21 protein-coding genes and 1 tRNA gene are annotated in these 18,414 nt (G+C 45.1%); 2 read left to right on the top strand and 20 right to left on the bottom strand.

The annotated features are described in order from the left end of the window. Window positions 1–16: 16 nt before the first annotated feature. A complete protein-coding gene (locus T360_RS0106620; protein WP_028912084.1) occupies window positions 17–289 on the top strand; it encodes an HU family DNA-binding protein in 273 nt (90 codons plus the stop codon). Window positions 290–360: 71 nt separating this feature from the next. Here the strand turns inward: T360_RS0106620 and T360_RS0106615 are convergent, their stop codons facing one another. The 13 genes from T360_RS0106615 to aroQ form a co-directional block, all read right to left on the bottom strand. Next, window positions 361–1,164 carry a gluconate 5-dehydrogenase gene (locus T360_RS0106615; protein ID WP_028912083.1) on the bottom strand — a complete coding sequence of 268 codons (804 nt, stop codon included), beginning with the start codon at window positions 1,162–1,164 and terminating at the stop codon, window positions 361–363. Window positions 1,165–1,197: 33 nt separating this feature from the next. Next, window positions 1,198–1,268: transfer RNA gene (locus tag T360_RS0106610), tRNA-Gln, on the bottom strand. 62 nt (window positions 1,269–1,330) lie between these two features. After that, window positions 1,331–2,626: a tyrosine--tRNA ligase gene (tyrS, locus tag T360_RS0106605; protein ID WP_028912082.1), complete on the bottom strand. Its 1,296-nt coding sequence runs from the start codon at window positions 2,624–2,626 to the stop codon at window positions 1,331–1,333. Between the two features lie 103 nt (window positions 2,627–2,729). Beyond that, window positions 2,730–2,960 (bottom strand): membrane protein insertion efficiency factor YidD, encoded by a 231-nt coding sequence (gene yidD / locus T360_RS15960; protein WP_081772724.1) that lies wholly within the window; start codon window positions 2,958–2,960, stop codon window positions 2,730–2,732. Next, window positions 2,957–3,349 carry a ribonuclease P protein component gene (locus T360_RS0106600; RefSeq protein ID WP_028912081.1) on the bottom strand — a complete coding sequence of 131 codons (393 nt, stop codon included), beginning with the start codon at window positions 3,347–3,349 and terminating at the stop codon, window positions 2,957–2,959. Before T360_RS0106600 ends, yidD begins: the two co-directional genes overlap by 4 nt. A gap of 6 nt (window positions 3,350–3,355) precedes the next feature. Beyond that, entirely contained in the window at window positions 3,356–4,105 is a 750-nt protein-coding gene (locus T360_RS0106595; protein WP_028912080.1) for a uroporphyrinogen-III synthase, read from the bottom strand. Window positions 4,106–4,112: 7 nt separating this feature from the next. Then, window positions 4,113–5,132, bottom strand: a complete 1,020-nt coding sequence (locus T360_RS0106590; protein ID WP_028912079.1) for a DUF4271 domain-containing protein — start codon at window positions 5,130–5,132, stop codon at window positions 4,113–4,115. A 6-nt stretch (window positions 5,133–5,138) separates the two neighbouring features. After that, window positions 5,139–6,395, bottom strand: a complete 1,257-nt coding sequence (gene metK / locus T360_RS0106585; RefSeq protein ID WP_028912078.1) for a methionine adenosyltransferase — start codon at window positions 6,393–6,395, stop codon at window positions 5,139–5,141. A gap of 26 nt (window positions 6,396–6,421) precedes the next feature. Continuing rightward, window positions 6,422–9,250, bottom strand: coding sequence for a pitrilysin family protein (locus T360_RS0106580; RefSeq protein ID WP_028912077.1), 2,829 nt, complete (start codon window positions 9,248–9,250; stop codon window positions 6,422–6,424). A 33-nt stretch (window positions 9,251–9,283) separates the two neighbouring features. Next, window positions 9,284–10,513 carry an FtsX-like permease family protein gene (locus T360_RS0106575; RefSeq protein ID WP_028912076.1) on the bottom strand — a complete coding sequence of 410 codons (1,230 nt, stop codon included), beginning with the start codon at window positions 10,511–10,513 and terminating at the stop codon, window positions 9,284–9,286. Between the two features lie 5 nt (window positions 10,514–10,518). After that, window positions 10,519–10,854 carry a 30S ribosome-binding factor RbfA gene (rbfA, locus tag T360_RS0106570; protein ID WP_028912075.1) on the bottom strand — a complete coding sequence of 112 codons (336 nt, stop codon included), beginning with the start codon at window positions 10,852–10,854 and terminating at the stop codon, window positions 10,519–10,521. Between the two features lie 23 nt (window positions 10,855–10,877). Continuing rightward, window positions 10,878–11,510 (bottom strand): O-methyltransferase, encoded by a 633-nt coding sequence (locus T360_RS0106565; protein WP_028912074.1) that lies wholly within the window; start codon window positions 11,508–11,510, stop codon window positions 10,878–10,880. Then, window positions 11,507–11,923, bottom strand: coding sequence for a type II 3-dehydroquinate dehydratase (gene aroQ / locus T360_RS0106560; protein WP_028912073.1), 417 nt, complete (start codon window positions 11,921–11,923; stop codon window positions 11,507–11,509). Before aroQ ends, T360_RS0106565 begins: the two co-directional genes overlap by 4 nt. Before the next feature lie 95 nt (window positions 11,924–12,018). Here aroQ and xerA point away from each other — a divergent pair, with 95 nt between their 5' ends. Then, a complete protein-coding gene (gene xerA, locus T360_RS0106555; protein WP_028912072.1) occupies window positions 12,019–12,924 on the top strand; it encodes a site-specific tyrosine recombinase/integron integrase in 906 nt (301 codons plus the stop codon). Window positions 12,925–12,935: 11 nt separating this feature from the next. Here xerA and T360_RS0106550 read toward each other — a convergent pair whose 3' ends face one another. The 7 genes from T360_RS0106550 to T360_RS0106520 all read right to left on the bottom strand — a co-directional run bounded on the left by T360_RS0106550 (window position 12,936) and on the right by T360_RS0106520 (window position 18,410). Further along, complete coding sequence (locus tag T360_RS0106550; protein ID WP_028912071.1) at window positions 12,936–14,063, bottom strand: ATP-binding protein; 1,128 nt, start codon at window positions 14,061–14,063, stop codon at window positions 12,936–12,938. 218 nt (window positions 14,064–14,281) lie between these two features. Continuing rightward, complete coding sequence (locus tag T360_RS15730) at window positions 14,282–14,860, bottom strand: porin family protein (protein WP_051523445.1); 579 nt, start codon at window positions 14,858–14,860, stop codon at window positions 14,282–14,284. Between the two features lie 89 nt (window positions 14,861–14,949). Further along, complete coding sequence (locus T360_RS14800; protein WP_051523443.1) at window positions 14,950–15,882, bottom strand: hypothetical protein; 933 nt, start codon at window positions 15,880–15,882, stop codon at window positions 14,950–14,952. 17 nt (window positions 15,883–15,899) lie between these two features. After that, window positions 15,900–16,853 carry a DUF6175 family protein gene (locus T360_RS0106535; RefSeq protein ID WP_051523442.1) on the bottom strand — a complete coding sequence of 318 codons (954 nt, stop codon included), beginning with the start codon at window positions 16,851–16,853 and terminating at the stop codon, window positions 15,900–15,902. A 13-nt stretch (window positions 16,854–16,866) separates the two neighbouring features. Next, window positions 16,867–17,334, bottom strand: a complete 468-nt coding sequence (locus tag T360_RS0106530) for a hypothetical protein (protein WP_028912069.1) — start codon at window positions 17,332–17,334, stop codon at window positions 16,867–16,869. An 18-nt stretch (window positions 17,335–17,352) separates the two neighbouring features. Further along, entirely contained in the window at window positions 17,353–17,925 is a 573-nt protein-coding gene (locus T360_RS0106525; protein WP_028912068.1) for a hypothetical protein, read from the bottom strand. A 17-nt stretch (window positions 17,926–17,942) separates the two neighbouring features. Beyond that, window positions 17,943–18,410: a hypothetical protein gene (locus T360_RS0106520; RefSeq protein ID WP_155949402.1), complete on the bottom strand. Its 468-nt coding sequence runs from the start codon at window positions 18,408–18,410 to the stop codon at window positions 17,943–17,945. Window positions 18,411–18,414: the final 4 nt, after the last annotated feature.

Raw genomic sequence — 18,414 nt, 5'->3', positions numbered from 1 at the left:
TTAAAATTTTAAGATTATGAACAAAACAGAATTGGTAGAGAAGATTGCAGCAAATGCTGGCATCTCTAAGGTTGACGCTAAGAAGGCTCTCGATGCAGCTGTAGTAGCTATTAAGGACGCTCTCGTAAAGGGTGACAAGGTTGCTCTCGTTGGTTTCGGTACATTCAGCGTAAACGAGCGCCCTGCTCGTGAGGGTATCAATCCTCTGACAAAGCAGAAGATTACTATTGCTGCTAAGAAGGTTGCTAAGTTCAAGGCTGGTGCTGAGCTTGCTGACGCTATCAAGTAATTTTAGTGTAAATAAAAAATCAATGGGGGCCTTTTTGAGGTCCCCATTATTATTTTATATGCGTGATGTGCTTATTTGGGCTGTTTGCCAATGTAGGCCAGGATACCGCCATCAACATAGAGCACATGTCCATTTACAGCATCTGAAGCATGAGAAGCCAAGAACACTGCAGGACCACCTAACTCAGAAGGATCGAGCCAGCGACCGGCAGGGGTCTTTGCGCAGATGAATGAATCGAATGGATGACGACTTCCGTCGGCCTGACGCTCACGCAATGGGGCTGTCTGTGGGGTTGCAATATAACCTGGGCCAATACCATTACACTGGATGTTATACTCGCCATACTCAGAGCAGATGTTGCGTGTAAGCATCTTCAAGCCACCCTTGGCAGCTGCGTAGGCTGATACAGTCTCACGACCCAGCTCTGACATCATAGAGCAGATATTGATAATCTTACCCTCGCGGCGCTCCATCATTTCTGGGATAACGGCTGAAGAACAGATGAATGGACCTACCAAGTCGATATCGATCACCTGCTGGAACTCGGCACGCTTCATTTCATGCATTGGGATACGCTTGATGATACCTGCATTGTTTACCAGAATATCAATCTGACCAACTTCTGCATGAATCTTTTCAACGAGTGCTTTTACAGCGTTCTCGTCAGTCACGTCACACACATAACCCTTCACGTTCTCGATACCTGCCTCTTTGTAGTTGTCAAGACCGCGCTGCAGAGCTGCTTCGTTAATGTCGTTGAAGATGATGGTCTTGATGCCAGCAGCAACAAATGCCTTGGCAATGTTAAAACCAATTCCGTAAGATGCACCTGTAATCCAAGCGTTCTTACCCTCTAATGAAAAAAGATTTGCCATAATTCGTTTGTTTTAGAAGTTATTCTTTAGTAGTTGGACGACTCGGATTCGAACCGGGAATGACAGAACCAAAACCTGTAGTGTTACCATTACACCATCGTCCAAGAGGATTTGGCTGCAAAGGTACAAAGTTTTTTTCTAAGTACCAAATTTTGCAGCCAAATTATTACTTTACAATCAGCAAGTAATAGTTCTTTTTACCCTTTTGAGCCAAAAGATACTTGCCGTCAATCAGGTCGTCGGCTGTGATAGCACGGTTCTGATCGGTAATCTTCTCTTTGTTCAAAGACACGCCGCCACCCTGAACCATCTTGCGCATTTCGCCCTTTGATGGGAATACGGGTGCTACAGTTGTGAGCAGCTCGATAGCGGGCTGGCCAAGCTGATCTTTTGAAATCTCGAACTGAGGAACGCCGTCGAATACGTCGAGCAGTGTCTGCTCATCAAGCTTCTCCAGGCCTTCCTTGGTTGACTTACCAAACAGGATGTTAGAAGCCTCGATAGCTGTATCGAGTGCCTCCTGTGAGTGTACCATGACGGTTACCTCCTCGGCCAAGCGCTTCTGCAGCACACGGCGACCAGGATCCTGCTTGTGCTCCTCAACAAGTGCATCAATCACATCCTTTTCGAGTGATGTGAAGATCTTGATGTAGCGCTCTGCATCATCGTCGCTGACGTTCAACCAGAACTGGTAGAACTTATATGGTGTAGTGCGGACTGGATCGAGCCAGATGTTGCCGCTTTCGGTCTTACCGAATTTCTTGCCATCGCTCTTTGTGATCAGAGGGCATGTAAGAGCGAAGGTCTCAACCTCATTGCCCAATGTACGGCGGATAAGCTCTGTACCTGTAGTCATGTTACCCCACTGGTCGTTACCGCCTAACTGCAGTTTTACGCCATAGTGCTGATAGAGATACAGGAAGTCGTAGCCCTGAAGCAACTGGTATGTGAATTCTGTGAATGAAAGACCATCGCGAGCAGTACCGTTCAAGCGCTGCTGAACACTCTCTTTGGCCATCATGTAGTTTACTGTGATATGCTTACCAACCTCGCGTGCAAAATCAAGGAAGGTGAAGTTCTTCATCCAATCATAGTTGTTTACCATGAGAGCTGCATTTGGCTCTTTCGAATCGAAGTCGAGGAACTTAGCCACCTGTTTCTTGATGCACTCCTGGTTATGACGGAGTGTCTCGTCGTTCAGCAAGTTGCGCTCCTGGCTCTTGCCTGAAGGGTCGCCAATCATACCTGTGGCGCCACCTACCAAGATGATAGGGCGGTGGCCGCAACGCTGAAGGTGGCGGAGCATCATGATACCGCAGAGGTGTCCGATATGCAGTGAGTCGGCTGTAGGATCGGTACCGAGGTAAGCAGTTACCATTTCTTTCTGGAGCAGTTCTTCTGTACCTGGCATCATCTGTGCCAGCATACCGCGCCATTTCAGTTCTTCTACAAAGTTTTTCATTTTTTTATTTGTTATTTTTTGTTTTCTAGTATTGCTAGTATCCCTAGTATTTCTAGTATGGCTAGTATTACTAGCTCTCCTAGATTATCTAGGCTGAAAAAAACTAGGGTACTGGGTCATATCCGCTGCCGCCCCATGGGTTGCATCTTAGTATTCGCCAAATGGCCAGCCCCAGGCCTTTGATAGGGCCGTGTTTCATGATGGCCTGTTTCGCATATTCGCTACAAGTAGGGGTGAATCGGCAGGAGGGCCCTAAAAGCGGTGAGATACCTATCTGATAGAATCTGATAGGGAGTATCAGCAACCATGAGATGAACTTTGTCAGCCTTTTCATGATTTGTCTTTGGCTATCTGTTTCAGCAGGCTTATTACCTTCTTCTCTACATCGGCCGTAGCGAAATGCCTGTCTGTCAACCAGATGATAGCTATCAGCAGCATTTTGCCATCTTCCACCGTACTGGCTAGTAACGATTTGTTTTTGCGATATGCTTCGCGAATCTGGCGTTTTACTCTGTTCCTGTCAACAGCATGCTTGAATCGTTTTTTGGGCACACTGATAAGCAGTTGTACAGGTGCTGAACCCTCATGGCGTTCTGTTTTAAGAAAAACAGCCCTTAGAGGATAAGCAGTCACTGAGTGACTATTGCTTTTCTCAAAGAGCGTTTCTATCAGCTGATTGCTGACGATGCGCTCCTCTTTGCTGAAGGTAGGCGCTGTCGTCATCAATTCTTAATCTTGTATTTCAAACAGGTAATGTTGCAAGGCACCTGTCATAGATGGATATTTCTCATTGGGTGCCTCGATGTCCAAACGCAAACCTGCCTCCTTGGCAGCCTTTGCGGTAGCTGGACCAAAGGTTGCTATAGCAATATTGTCCTGCTTGAAGTTGGGGAAGTTCTTGGTCAGCGACTCGATACCTGCGGGGCTGAAGAAAATCAGCATATCGTAGTCGAAGTTCTTAACCTCTTCTTCTGTAAAGTCGTTACTTACAGTCTTGTACATCACACACTCAGTGTGCTGCAACTTCTTTGAGTCGAGCAGGTTGGCCAGACTGTCGGTATGTACATCGCTCAGTGGAACGAGGTACTTCTCTGTCTTATGCTTTACCATTGTTGGGATCAAGTCGTCAATACGACCAGTCTCTCCAAAGAAGATCTTGCGTTTTCTGTACTGCACATATTTTTGGATATACAATGCAATCGTCTCGGTAACACAGAAATACTTCATGTCCTCAGGAATATTGATTCTGAGTTCTTTGGCCATGTTGAAGAAATGGTCAATAGCATGGCGTGAGGTGAATACAATCGCTGTATGATCCAGGATGTTCACTTTCTGTGCACGGAAATCTTTCGAACTGATTGCTTCGACCTTGATGAATGGGCGAAAGACCAATTCAACACCAAACTTGTTCGCAATATCGAAATATGGCGATTTCTCACTTGTTGGCTTGGGTTGTGAAACCAAAATCTTTTTGATCATATGTGTCCTAAATATTTATTTTCAAATTCTCAGTTATAACCAGCAATCCGCTCCAAAGCGAAATTAAAGGTATCATTTCGAGGGCACAAAAGTACAAAATATTTTGCAAAAAACCTCCTTTTTGACTAAAAAAGATAGTATAAGACTTATAAAATGTGAGAATTTTGGCCAAAAATACTATAGTTGCGGTATAAAAAATTGCATTTTGCACCGAAAATTGAAAATAAGCCAGTAGTAAAACCAATGGAAATAATACCACCCCTTCGAGGGATGTTATAAGGAGTAATGCTCCTTGAAATTGTAAATTATTTCTCTTTGTGAAGAATACGCTGTTTACTATCCAATAAAGGCCCATTCTACCTATCATCGATGCGAAGATAGTTATGCCGTAGATAAATAGTAGTATGTATTCTGACGAAAAAACGAACGTATTGGCTACGAAGTGATTCGTATAGAAATAGTATAGTAAGGCATAGAGCAGACAGGTGATGCCTACGAATAGGAACTGGAATTTGATTTCACTACCAGTCTCGTCTAGTATCTGTTTGCTCTTTGTTGGTGAGAAGAAATGCTTGGCCTGTCGAATAATGAAATCTGATATGCGTGAAAGCGTGAAGGTGATGAGCAAGAAACAAAGAATCAGCATGCCTGTGGCAAAACTGTCGTTCTGAATGGTGTAGGGTATAGGAGCCCCCGAAACACCGATGCGCTCTATGTTCAGCTCAGGATGATACATGGTGTTGTTCGAGAAGAAGTTCTCACGATAATAGTGTGGCAGGTTCACTTCCTTCAGGTCGCGAGGAATCTCCTGACCTGGAAGGTGCAGTGTGTCGGGCCGACTACTATAGTGTATCTCCTTAGGTTCGAACCACTCTTGTATGGCTGAGTCTTGTTGTGCAGGCGTAGCATCTTTAGGCAATAACCGCAGCACCTGATAGGGTGTCTGCGGTTTTGCCGAATGTATGATGGCTGTATCTCTTGTTACAGCTGTTGTTATGGGAGTAGGGATGCTATCGTTATTGAGCATATCAGATTATAGTCCGAACTCTTTGCGGATATCATCTACACGGTCTAGTTTCTCCCATGTAAACAGTTCTACTTCCATTGTTTTAGTTTCGTGATAATGACTGGTGAAAGTCTTTGTCACGACCTCGCACTTGCGTCCCATGTGTCCGTAGGCTGCTGTTTCGCTGTACATAGGCTGGCGAAGCTTCAGGGTACGTTCGATAGCTTTTGGGCGCAGGTCGAACAGCTTCTCAATCTTCTGTGCGATTTCACTGTCGCTCATCTGTACATTGCTGCGACCATAGGTGTTCACGTAGATGTTCATGGGTTTAGCCACGCCAATAGCGTAACTAATCTGTACCAGCATCTCATCTGCAACGCCTGCGGCTACCATGTTCTTGGCAATGTGGCGTGCGGCATAAGCTGCACTGCGGTCAACCTTCGACGAGTCTTTACCTGAGAAAGCTCCACCTCCATGGGCGCCCTTGCCGCCATAGGTGTCAACGATGATCTTACGTCCTGTCAGACCAGTATCTCCGTGAGGACCACCGATCACGAACTTACCTGTTGGGTTTACGTAGTACTTGATGTCGAGACCAAACAGGTCGAGCACTTTCTGTGAGTGGATTTGCTTCTTTACTCGTGGTATGAGGATGTTGATGACGTCATCTTTAATCTTGGCCAGCATCTTCTCGTCCTCGTCAAACTCATCGTGCTGAGTTGATACGACGATGGTATCGATACGCTCGGGGATGCCTTCGTCTGAGTACTGTACTGTCACCTGACTCTTTGAGTCTGGGCGCAGGTAGGTCATCTCCTTGCCTTCCTTACGGATGTCGGCAAGTGTACGCATGATGAGGTGTGCCAAGTCAAGACTTACGGGCATGTAGCTCTCTGTCTCGTTGGTGGCATAGCCGAACATCATACCCTGGTCGCCTGCTCCTTGTTCGTCTTCGTTGCCGTTGTCAACACCACGGTTGATGTCGGCACTCTGCTCGTGAATGGCGCTTAGGATTCCGCATGAATCGCCGTCGAATTGATACTCTGCCTTGGTATAACCAATGCGCTTAATTGTCTTGCGGGCCATTGTCTGCAGGTCGATGTACACATCACTGCGGACCTCACCCATGATTACTACCTGACCAGTGGTAACAAACGACTCGATGGCGCAGCGTGCCTTTGGGTCGTATGCCAGGAACTGGTCGAGTATTGCATCAGAAATCTGATCGGCTACCTTGTCGGGATGGCCCTCAGAAACTGATTCTGACGAAAATAAATAACTCATTCTTTACTATTTTTATTTTTTACTTTTTATTTTTCTTCTGCTGGCAGCATAATCACTTCGGCAGTATTGCCTGCTTTCAGGATTTCCTGCACGAATGTACTGATACTCTCAGGTGTCTGTGCATTTACCAGCTTCTCATAGTCGGTATCAAAATCCAGACCATACTGGCGCCAGATGCTGATACGGTTCAGCCAATAGTTGTTCTGTTTCTTCTGGTCGGCCAGACTCTTCAGGATATACTCCTTAACCTTCTGCAGGTTGTCTGCGTTGCAGGTCTTGGTAAGGTTATTCACCTCTTCGCGCAAAATCTGAAGGGCAATGTCGGCCTTTTCAGGTTTCATGGGGCATTCTGCTGTGATGAATGTCTGTGTGCGGAAGTCATCACGGCTGATGCCGCCGTTTGCGCTCACGGTGTAGGCAGCACTGGCATCCTCACGTATCTTCTTCAGATATTCCATCATGAGGAGCTGACCAACCATGTTTGCCTTGATGTTGTTCTCAAGCGTATAGGGAACATCATTGCTATACCAATACATGTTGGCAATGGCTTTAGGTGTTTCTGCCTTATGCTTGAAGTTGTTGACAACCTTTCCGGTGAAGTCGGTAGATACATCCTTGCCTTTCACAATTTTCTTCTGTGCAGGCAGCGAGGCAATATACTGCTCGATAAGCGGACGAATGGTAGTCTCGTCGAAGTTGCCAATGATAGTGAAGGTATAAGCGGCAGCATTTGCTGTACGCTCCTTGGCTATCTGTAGGATACGATCGTAGCTTACGTCCTTCAGTTCCTCTACTGTTGGTGCTTTCTCACGTGCGTTATGACAGTTGAGAGTGGCGTTCAGAGAGTCGCTGAATACAGCCTCTGGCTGCAGCAGTCGATTCTTCAGAACTGTCTCCACGATGCTCATAATGTTGTCGTACGACTTCTGGTCCTTGCTGATATTGGTGAAGTTGAGGTATACCAATTGCAGCATGGTCTCAACATCCTTGGGGGTAGAGCTTCCGTTAATGTATTGACGGTTGTCGCCCATCGAGAACGATGCACTGGCAATCTTGCCAGCGAGTGCCTTCTCCAACTCTGTGTGAGAGAAATTGCCAAGTCCGCTGATGTTGACGATGTCGTTAAACAGTTTGATGTTTGTAAGGTCTTTCTCGCCATACAGCGAAGAACCGCCAAATCCTTCTGCACTGAGTATCACCTGATCCTTTTTCAGATCGGTCTTCTTCAATATAACTTTCACGCCGTTCGAGAGCTCAAGCTCGGTATATCCGAACTTGTCGTTCTTGGTCTCCTTCTTGATAGAACCCTTCTTAGGCAGTGTGGTCATCAGTGGCTCGTTCTTTGTATTGTCCACATAAGCCTCAATCTGTGCGGCACGTGCAGCAGCAACGGCCTTCTTGATTCCCTCTTCGGTAGGATAAGTAGCGCCTTCCTTCTCACTGTTTAAACTCAGGACTACCAGATTCTCGTCTTTCTCTGAAACCAATTGCTTGATGACACCATTGATGGCATCGAGGGGGATGACAGGTACTACCTGTTTCATCGTCTCGTAAGTGTATTCGATGTTGGGGATAGGCTCGTTGGCCAGGAAGTTCTGTACATACTGATTGACAAACTGGCGATTGAAACGCTTATCCTTGTTAGAATACTGTTTGTCGAGACTGCTCAGATAGTCGGCTTTGAAGCGGCTGTACTCTGTTGGAGTGAAACCGAACTCAGCGGCTCTGCGAGCCTCGGTCAACACGGCAGTAAGGGCTGCTTCGCCCTGTCCTTCTTTAGGCAGGAATGATGACTGGAAGGTATTGATAGCTCTTGTGAGCGTAAGATAATTTCCGTCGTTTACAAATGCCTGAAGGAATGGGCATTCTGGCTTCTGGCTGTATTCCTTCAGTCGATCATTCAGCATAGAGAGGGCTGCATTTTTGATGTAGTCGGTTATTAGATAAGCCATTGTGCCTTTCAGTGAGTCGGGGAACGCTTCATGTTTCATCATCACTTGAATGATGTTGAACTGCTGCTCCTTGTCTTTGTCGATGACGATAATAGGCTCAGCATTGTCGGGGATGGGATACTGCGTCACCTTCTCTGCATTCTCTGGCATTTTGATGGTAGAGAACTGTTCTTTGATTTTCTGTTCTACCTTATCCACATCTATATCGCCAACCACGATGATACCCTGGTTGTCTGGGCGATACCACTTCTCATAGTAAGCCTGCAGGAAAGGACGCTCAAAATTGTCGATAATCTCCATCAAACCGATAGGCATGCGGTAGCCGTATTTTGAGTTGGGGAAGAGTTTGGGCAGGTTGCGCTCCAGAATACGCTGCTGGGCACTGCTGCTCAGGCGCCATTCCTCATGGATAACACCACGCTCTTTCTCTATCTCCTCCTGCTCTAACAGCAGTCCGTCGGCCCAGTCATAGAGAATGAGCAGACAAGAATCTACGATACTCTCGCGTGTGGTGGGTACATTGCTGATGTTATATACAGTCTCTTCGACAGAGGTATAGGCATTGAGATCAGTACCAAACTTCACACCGATACTTTCGCACCAGCGCAGCAGTTCGTTCCCTTTAAAATGTTTCGAGCCATTGAATGCCATGTGCTCTAGGAAGTGAGCCAGACCACGCTGGTCGTCGTTTTCCTGAATAGAGCCAACTTTCTGGGCGATATAGAACTCAGCACGGTTCTCTGGCCAGTTGTTGTGACGGATATAATAGGTCAGGCCGTTGTCCAGTTTGCCAATGCGCACATCAGGATCAACGGGGATAGATGGCATTTGTGCTTGTGCCATCATCATTACTGTGCCGGCAAAAGCCAGCAGAATGGTTGAAAGAATCTTTCTCATTTTTATCTAAAGATTTGGTTGCTTTTATAATGTAAACTGTCACACTAATAGTCGCTTTGCAAAATAGCGAACTGGATACCATACTGAGAGGAAGCCAACGATGAGTACCGTACAGAACACCAATACGATGTCTTCCGGATGTACACTCACTGGGTAGGCGTTGATCACAAATGTGCCGCTCGACGAGCCTAAAGCCACTATGCCATAGCGTTGCTGCAGCCAGCACAGGGTCAGACCTATTAGGATGCCAAGAATGGCGCCTATGGCCGAAATCATACGTCCTTCAAAGAGGAAGATGCGCACAATCTGCTTGTCGCTCGCACCTAAGTTACGCAGGGTTACCACGTCGTCCTTCTTATCGATGATGAGCATCGAAAGCGAACCTATGATATTGAAGCAGGCCACCATCAGGATGAATGTCAAGAAGATGTAAGCTATCAGCTTTTCTATCTTCATAATCTTGAAGGTGTCGTCCTGTTGTTCAAATCGGTCTTTTACTACAAACTTCTTGCCGCACACCTTCTGTATTTTACTTTTCGTGCTTTCAAAGTTACTGCCTGGCTTCAGTCGTAACTCGAGCGACGACAGCATGCCTTGTTGTCCGAAGATGCGGCGTGCGAAACTGATGCTGGTCAGGATGTAGTTCTTGTCGTAGCGTGCCTGTTTGACACTGAACAGTACGCCTGGTGAGTAGAGTTCGTCCTCTTCGAAAGCATCGTCGGGGTTGGTCATGTCTAATTGTCCTTCCCGTTTGGGCGCATAGATATGTATCGGTTCCTCGTAGGTATAGCCAGTGCCGAGTGTTTCAGCTAGTCTGATTCCTAATGTGCCGTAGTCCATTTCTGCGGCGTGCAGACTAAAGTCGCCGTCGCCCACCAGAATCTCATTGATATGCGTTAGCTCGCTAAAGTTGTCGTCCACACCTTTTATCACGACCATAGCCTGTCGACCTCGGTATATGGCCAATGCCATATCTTCCACACTTTCTGTTGCTACTTCTATCTCTGGCAGCGCTTTTATCTCTGTCAGTATAGGGTCGTCAGCAGCTACCGTTTTGCCTTCTACAGGCATGACTTTGAGCTGCGGGTCGAAGCTGGTGAAGAACGATGCCACCAGGTCGTGAAACCCATTGAACACCGATAGTGTTACTACCAGTGCCATCGTGGCTACAGCTACCCCCACGACCGAAATACCACTGATGACGTTGATGGCATGAGTGGATTTCTTCGAGAACAGATACCTACGAGCTATGAAGAAGGGGAAATTCACCTTTTTTACTTTTTCAAAAGTTCGTCGATACGCTCAATGTAATCGAGTGAGTCGTCGATAAAGAATCGCAGCTCAGGGATGATGCGCATCTGGTTTCTCACACGTGTGCCCAGTTCGTAGCGTATCTGCTTGGCGTTGGCATTGATGTTGGCCAGGATCTCCTCGCCCTTCTCGCTGGGGAATACGCTCAGATAAGCTGTACAGATACTCAGGTCGGGTGATATCTTGGTACGCGTTACCGATATCATCACGCCGTGAGTGGCGCGTGTCTGCTGTTGGAATATCAGCGAGAGCTCCTTCTGCAGCAATCTCGCAATCTTGTTTTGTCTTGTTTCTTGCATCTCTTAATTGTCAATTATCAATTTCAATCATCAATTCTTCTTATCAGTGTCAGACCGTCTCTAAGTGGCAGTATCACCTGCTCTACGCGGGGGTCTCGGGCTATGTAGTCATTAAATGTCTCGATGCCCTGAGTCTGTCGGTCCTTGTCGTAGGCATGGTCCACCACATGTCCGTCCCATAATGTATTGTCGGCCAGGATAAACCCTCCTGGCTTCATCAGCTTCATCACCATCTCATAGCAATCGCGATAGGTGCGCTTGTCGCCATCCATAAACGCCAGATCGAATGCGATGCCTAATTTGGGCGCCTCTTCTAATGCGTCGCCGATGATGAACTCTATCTTGTCGGCCACTGGCGAACCTTCTATCCAGGGGCGAGTAAAGTCCTCCATCTCGTCGTTAATCTCAAAGGTGTAAAGCTTTCCACCTTCATTCAGCCCCTCAGCCATTGAGATGGCACTATATCCACTGAATGTGCCTATCTCCAGGATGTTCTTGGGACGTATCATTCTGACCAGCATTTTGAGCAGCCTGCCTTGCAGATGACCACTTGCCATACGCCCATGAATGGTGTGTATGTTGGTGGCTCGCCACAGCTGGTACAGATAGTCGGGCTCTGGCTCCGTGTGCTGCAGGATGTATTCGTCGAGCGTCATCCTTTCAGCGCTTCAATGGCCAGTCGGTACGAGTCGAGACCGAAGCCGAGAATCACGCCTTTGCAGGCACATGAAATCATCGACTTGTGACGGAATTCCTCGCGCTGGTGCACATTCGAAATGTGAACCTCGATTACAGGTGCCTTCAGTGAGCGTATGCAGTCCTGCAGGGCAATCGAGGTGTGGGTGTAGGCACCGGCGTTCAGCACGATACCATCATAGCTGAAGCCCACCTCCTGCATCTTGTCTATCAGCGCTCCTTCGATGTTGCTCTGAAAATACTCGATGTCGATGTCGGCAAAACGCTTGCGCAACTCTGGCAGGTACGTGTCAAAAGACGACGAACCATAGATACCAGGTTCTCTCTGGCCCAACAGGTTCAAGTTCGGACCATTGATAATCAGAATCTTCATTTTTCTTTTATAAAATGTATTAATACGGCTGCAAAGGTACAAATTTTTTCTGAAATATAGAAAAAATGCATTAACTTTGCACCAAAAATATACAAATGGTAGTCCAAAAGGACATTGTAAAGGCTTATGTGCGGTATTTGAAGCTGCAACGAAATATGTCGGGTAATACGCTCGATGCTTATCAGCGTGACCTGCGAAAGCTGCTCGACTACCTTGAGCGGGAGCAGCTTGGTGTGGCAGATGTAACCCTGGCAGATTTGGAACATTTCTCTGCCGGTTTGCATGACATCGGTATCCATCCACGTTCGCAATGCCGCATACTTAGTGGCATTCGAAGCTTTTTTAAGTTTGTGCAATTGGATGGCTATCGTGATGATGATCCTACCGAACTCTTGGAGTCGCCTCAGATTGGCGACCACCTGCCAGAAGTGCTCTCTACTGCCGAGGTGGACCGACTGGAAGCTAGCATCGACCTATCCAAGTGGGAGGGGCATCGCAATCGCGCTATCATCGAGGTGCTCTTCTCGTGTGGATTGCGTGTGAGCGAACTTGTAAACCTCAAACTGTCAGATCTTTATCTCGAAGAGGAATATGTGCGGGTGTTAGGTAAAGGCTCCAAGGAACGGTTGGTGCCGATATCACCCAGAGCTATCCAAGAACTGCATTATTGGTTTGATGATCGCCAACTGATGAATATCAAACCAGGCGAGGAGGATTATGTGTTTCTGAATCGCCGTGGAGCTCATCTTACGCGTACTATGATTCTGATTATGATTAAAGCTCAGGCTAAGGAGGCTGGCATACAGAAGACTATCTCGCCTCACACACTTCGCCACTCTTTTGCTACTGCTCTGCTTGAGGGTGGTGCCGACTTGCGTTTTATTCAAGCCCTTTTAGGACATGAGAATATTGGCACCACAGAAATCTATACCCATATAGATACCTCAACCCTGCGCCAAGAAATCTTGGAGCACCACCCGAGGAATTTGAAACGGTCGTAGAGTGAATGTCTTTATTTCCTTAGCCAAAGATACATCAGTTGGTCAGCTATAAAGTATTCGCTTGATGATGTTGAAACGAGTCCAAGTGCGAGCAATTTCTTAATAGCTTGCTGGACACTACTGGTAGAGCTGAGCTGATGCTTGCGGATGAATGCACCTGATGTAATTTTCTGTGCTCGGCCTTCGTTAGCAATGGCATATAGCAGTTCTTTTTGTGGGAGAGAGAGTCTTGAGAGTTTCTCGCTATAAAGATGGTCTGCTTCTTTAATCATTAGGTTGATGCTGTTATCAACTGTCTCCAGTGAACAAGTTTCGCCTTGAGCGGTTTGCGCAAACGCCTCTCTGAATGTTTTCTGATTATAATAGGTGTTGCCCTCAAAGAGGTGATAAACATGGCTGATGGTATCGTTTGCAATCTTCTTGTCATTCTTATTAAAATGATATTGTACAAACTCACTATATTTCTCCTCAGCAATAATGTCAATACTCTGTATGTCTGCACTATTATAAAAAGGTCTGCTTGATTCTAAGAACATTTCTTCAAGTAGCTGTCGCTCACTACCTGCAAAAATAAATACTGAGTTACTTAGTTCTTGTATATGCGTACGCAGAATAGCCTCGATATTTTTCTCTGGGTAGTTAGTTATCTGTTGGAACTCATCGATTGCGACAATACATTTCTTGCCTGCCAGTTCGAGTGTGCGGAATATTTCCTCTAACGAATAGGCTGGGTTTTGTATATTTCCTATGGCAAGTCCGAATGTAGGTAGCATGGTAGCTGGATCGATGGTGATGTTACCCATCAACGATTTCATGGTAGCGATAGCCAGTTTCTGCATCTTTTGCCCCTTTGTGGCGAGAGTGTTGAATACAGCTTTACCAAATTCATAGGTAAACTCCTGGAATGATGATGTTCGGAGTATATCCACAAATATGGTAATATAGTGGTCTTTTATCTCAGGTTTATCAAAACAGTGGTATATGAGCTGTGTTTTACCAACTCGTCGTGGCGACATTAATACAACGTTGGCACCATTAGTTAAACTTTGGATGAGGCGTTTCGACTCGTCCTTCCTGTCGCAAAAAAGCTCTGCAGGAATCTTGCCCGACGCGATAAATGGATTTGTAACTATGCTCATAACTCGTTTATTTTTCGGCAAAGATAGGTTATTTCCATGAAACCACCAACAAATTATTTGAAATTAATTATTCATTTTGAATAATTTAACTTAAATAATCCGCTTTGAATAATTGTGTGATAAATAATATGCGCACATCGTTCTCATTACTCTAAAAAACAAGAACTTCCACTTAGGTTTAGTAACCAAGTGGAAGTCCTTTATCGGAATCCTATCAATTAGAACTTATATCCAAAGACGACGCCAAAAGCTTGGTTAAATTGGCTAAAGTTCGAATCTAATTTCTTGAGCCCGCGGCTATACTCTAAACCAATATTGAACTGTTCAAATTCTAGTGATAAGCCTGCAATAGCACCAACATCAAAACGGTCATATCCACCGTCTTTGTCGAAAACCTTTGTCTTGCCACCGCCGTACCATTCAATCTCACTGCCGAAAAGACCGTAAGCAACGTATGGACCAGCCTTAATGGCGAGTTTCATGCCGTCAGAAACAGGTATCTTGTATGCTGCAAAAATAGGAACTTCTAGGTATGACATGCTTATTTTGCCGTCAACAGCATCAGACTTGAATCCTTTTGTTACAAACTCAATACCAGGAATAATAGAGAAATTTTCAGAAACACTTAAATCGTAAGCGAAACCTGCTTTGTATGCAAAGTTTAACTTTGTATCTGCATCGCTACCAACAACAGAAGAAAAACCGGCTCCAACTTTTAATGTCAGCTTTGAGTCTTCCTGTGCGCTCATTGTAAAGGTTGTGAGTGCGAGAACAACCATCAGTAATGTTCTTTTCATACAGTTTTTGTTTTTAGATTGCACCAAGTATCCTTTGGTACGTAGTTAATAGATTAGGTCAGGATACGACCATTATTAAGATTCAGTTTTTATCTTAGCCACATTAAATTGGTTGTTGTGGGTTTCTGATTATTACCAAATGCTACGCCTACAGCTTTGGCGGCTTGAATACGGTCTTTCTCCAATTTGATTTGATCATGATACTTCTCGCGCATCTCAAAGTCGATGTCACTACGAACCTGTGCTTTAACTTCTTTCATAAGTTTCCAGGCTTCGTTGTAACAGGCAGCATCTGGGTCAATCTGTGCTAACATAGAACACACTTCGTAGGCCGTTTCTTGATCCTGACCAGCAGCCCATAGCGCTTTTGCTTGATTAAGTAGATAGAGATTCATTCTATCAAGATACTTCGTGTAGAGTTCAAGCCCGTAGCGCGTAGCCTCTTCACCACCTTTCGAACAGAGAGGTATTGCTAATACCATTGTTAGTGCCTCTTCGTATTTCTGAAGACCTACAAGCCTCTTAGCCTCCTTAATGATGTTACGGTACTGTGAATCGTAATAGTTCAACATGTTCTTTTTCCCTCGATTTATGAGATTGATGATCTCACTATTTCGGGTATTAATTCGACGGAATGCGTTGATGTAGCTCTTAACTTCACCTGTGCCTACGCCATCAAGTGTAATATATGCTGTTCCGAATTTCTTCTGGCTATAGGTGTCAGCCATATAAAATGTTACACCAAAATTATACACCGTCTGAATAGGTGGTCCAGGTAAATTACTCTTATCAAGTACATCACAATGTGCTGTTAGCACGAAGGGAGTAGTTGGAGCTTCTGTCGTAAGGCCATTTTCTGTCGCTACACGAAGTAGTGACTGATACAAGATGTTACTTGCTGCGGTTGGAACATTGGAAAAATCTTCATCAAGCTGGATGGAAATGGGCAATACGCAGTCTTGAGCAAAAGTGTTCGCAGAAGCCATAAGGCATATTATTGCCAGAATATTCTTCATTTTCATAATTCAAATCCTCCTTTCTACTTTTCTCCTAAAATTAAAAGACATCGCCCAAGACCGCGATTAACAGTCTTTACTGTGATGTTGTATGGTGATGCGCCTAAGAAACGAGCTAGTTCGCGGGCAAAACCATAAGTGTCTTGAGCTGATCCGTTAGCTTTGTATAGCGGAATGCGTACCTGTTCATATAGTATCATTGATTCAGTGGCATCTGATTTGCTGAATCGATGGTTCACGCAGTTGTCCGATAGCCAATTGTCTATAACTTCACTGAGTTCTAAGTCACCATACATTTTTTCAAAGTCGATTGTCCCGATATCAAATACACGCATATCGAGTACAACTTCACGGCCGTTGGTTAGCAGATCATCGAAATGAGATTGCAAACGTTCAACAAAGCTGTCCATATGGTCTTGAACCGCTTCTTCCAATAATACTGGTATTTCTGCAGAGAAGGAACCCTTTCCTGTTCCTTGTGCACCTGCAACTTGCTTATTACTATATGCATCGATGGCACGCAGATTGTAAGTGATGCTACTCTTTGGTCCTACAGTATTGACCATCCAGTCTATTTCCAGTAAAATGTCAGCTTTTGCTGTACGGCGTAAACGATCTAATGGACTTTCCTGTATGTTTGAACCGCTGGTCTTACTAGTAATCAGTCTATCCTCTGCCGAGAGGTTAGAGATACTTCTCAGATTCTGCTGAAGATCTTTAAGAGGGAATCCTCGATCTGCCATAAGGGTATTAATCTTAGAGATGATTGCATTTAGCTGTTGGTCAGAAGATACTGCAGCTTTGTAATCTGGAATTTCCTCAATCATGCCTTGGTTGTCGAAAGTCTGTTCGTAGCCATGAGCTTTACACCAAGCTTCACTTGGCACTACCATTAGAGTTGGTTTCTTTGCTTGCGCCATTGCTGACAGTGAAAATGCTGTCAGCATCATGATGGATAATAATGTTTTTATTTTCATAATTTGTTCCTTTTTAGTCTATAACATTGTCGGCCTTTAGGCGTGCTTTTAATTCAGCCCTCAGTACGCGAATGGTTAGATCATAAGCATAACCTAATTTGTCTTTAGATCTACCACCTGAGCGTTTCTTGGTATCGCGTAGCAATACATATTTCTGGTATTCGCCATCATCGGCAAAGAAAATGTTAAAGTAGTTCTCGTAGCGTTCTTTTGCATTCACTTCTGTTACGAGTGGACGATTGTTACACCCTTGTACGCCATCGCGTATACCTTCAAAGATGACTGCCCATACCGCGTTTTTCTTTGCCTGCTCCTTTGCATCTGTACGATTTCGGCCGTATCCTTGTACACGGAGAGTTTGCGATCCATCTAACTCTACACCAAGACATCTGATGGAAGTTCGGGCATAGATAGCTTTATTCTGCGCATGGACACACGTCAGCGATATGCTCGCTATTATGATTAATACTAATTTTTTCATATCAGACGATTTTTAGTTTTAGAATTCATATCCTAGTTTTAAACCGAAATAGCTGAAAGTCGTATTCTCTTTCTTGTAATCTTTAAAACGACTGATTGTATAACTAATACCTATCAGGAAGTTGTTACGTAGTCCGCCGAAACTATATCCGATAGTAGGACTGGCAAATACTCCATCATTGACGGCATAGCCGGCATTAATTGACCAGAAAGGAACACCATCGCGATCATAAGCTGAAATAAAATTACCACGCATATTTGCAAATACAGGAAATGCAAATCTGTTTTCAGTATCTCTTACGTCGGCATTGTTGACATAAATACGCGTGCCGAGTCCAACACCCAGACGCAGAAACTCGTTGAAACGATATCCTGTTGTAAATGTCGCACTGGCAAATTGCATGTTCCTGCGTACTGGCATAGCGCTGCTGGCACCCTCTGCTTCAGCGGCAAACCAGAAACCATTGTCCTGTGTCTCGTAATCTCTATAGTTTGTATGCTTGGGTGCTTCGGGAAGTTTTACATCACGGTACTGTGCGTAGCCAGTTGCAGTAAATGTGCAAAGTAATAATGATAATAATACTTTCTTCATGTTTTGTGAATTATGGGTTAGAAACCAGATGATAGAGAACGAACTACACCTGCTTGTTCAAGTGTTTTGCGGAGAGCAGTCTTGTCTATTTGAAGTATAGCACCGCATTTATACCCCTTTTGTGTTTTTACACGATCGTATGATCCTGTAACGATGCTTGCAAAATTCTGACATTGACCATCTTTTGCGAAAAATGCTTCACAGAAAGCGGCATTGTCGATTTCTGCTGTTGGTGATGCCATGGCTGGTTGCCGTGCACCGCTTGCATTACCACTACAGCCCCGGAATACCACTCCATGAACAGCTGCTCGCTTTAGGTCTTCATCTTTTACGCTTTTAGCATAGACGTATACTTTTACGAGAAGAGTTCCTTCTGTACCTGATCCAGCCCCAGTAATATCATATTGAGGCATTTTATCACCTTTCGCTGCTACACCAAGTATCATTGTGAATAGCAGGAATAATAAACTAACAGTTCTTTTCATTGTC

The organism is Prevotella sp. MA2016, from assembly GCF_000619825.1.
GTDB lineage: Bacteria > Bacteroidota > Bacteroidia > Bacteroidales > Bacteroidaceae > Prevotella.
This window is presented reverse-complemented; position numbering and strand designations above follow the sequence as displayed.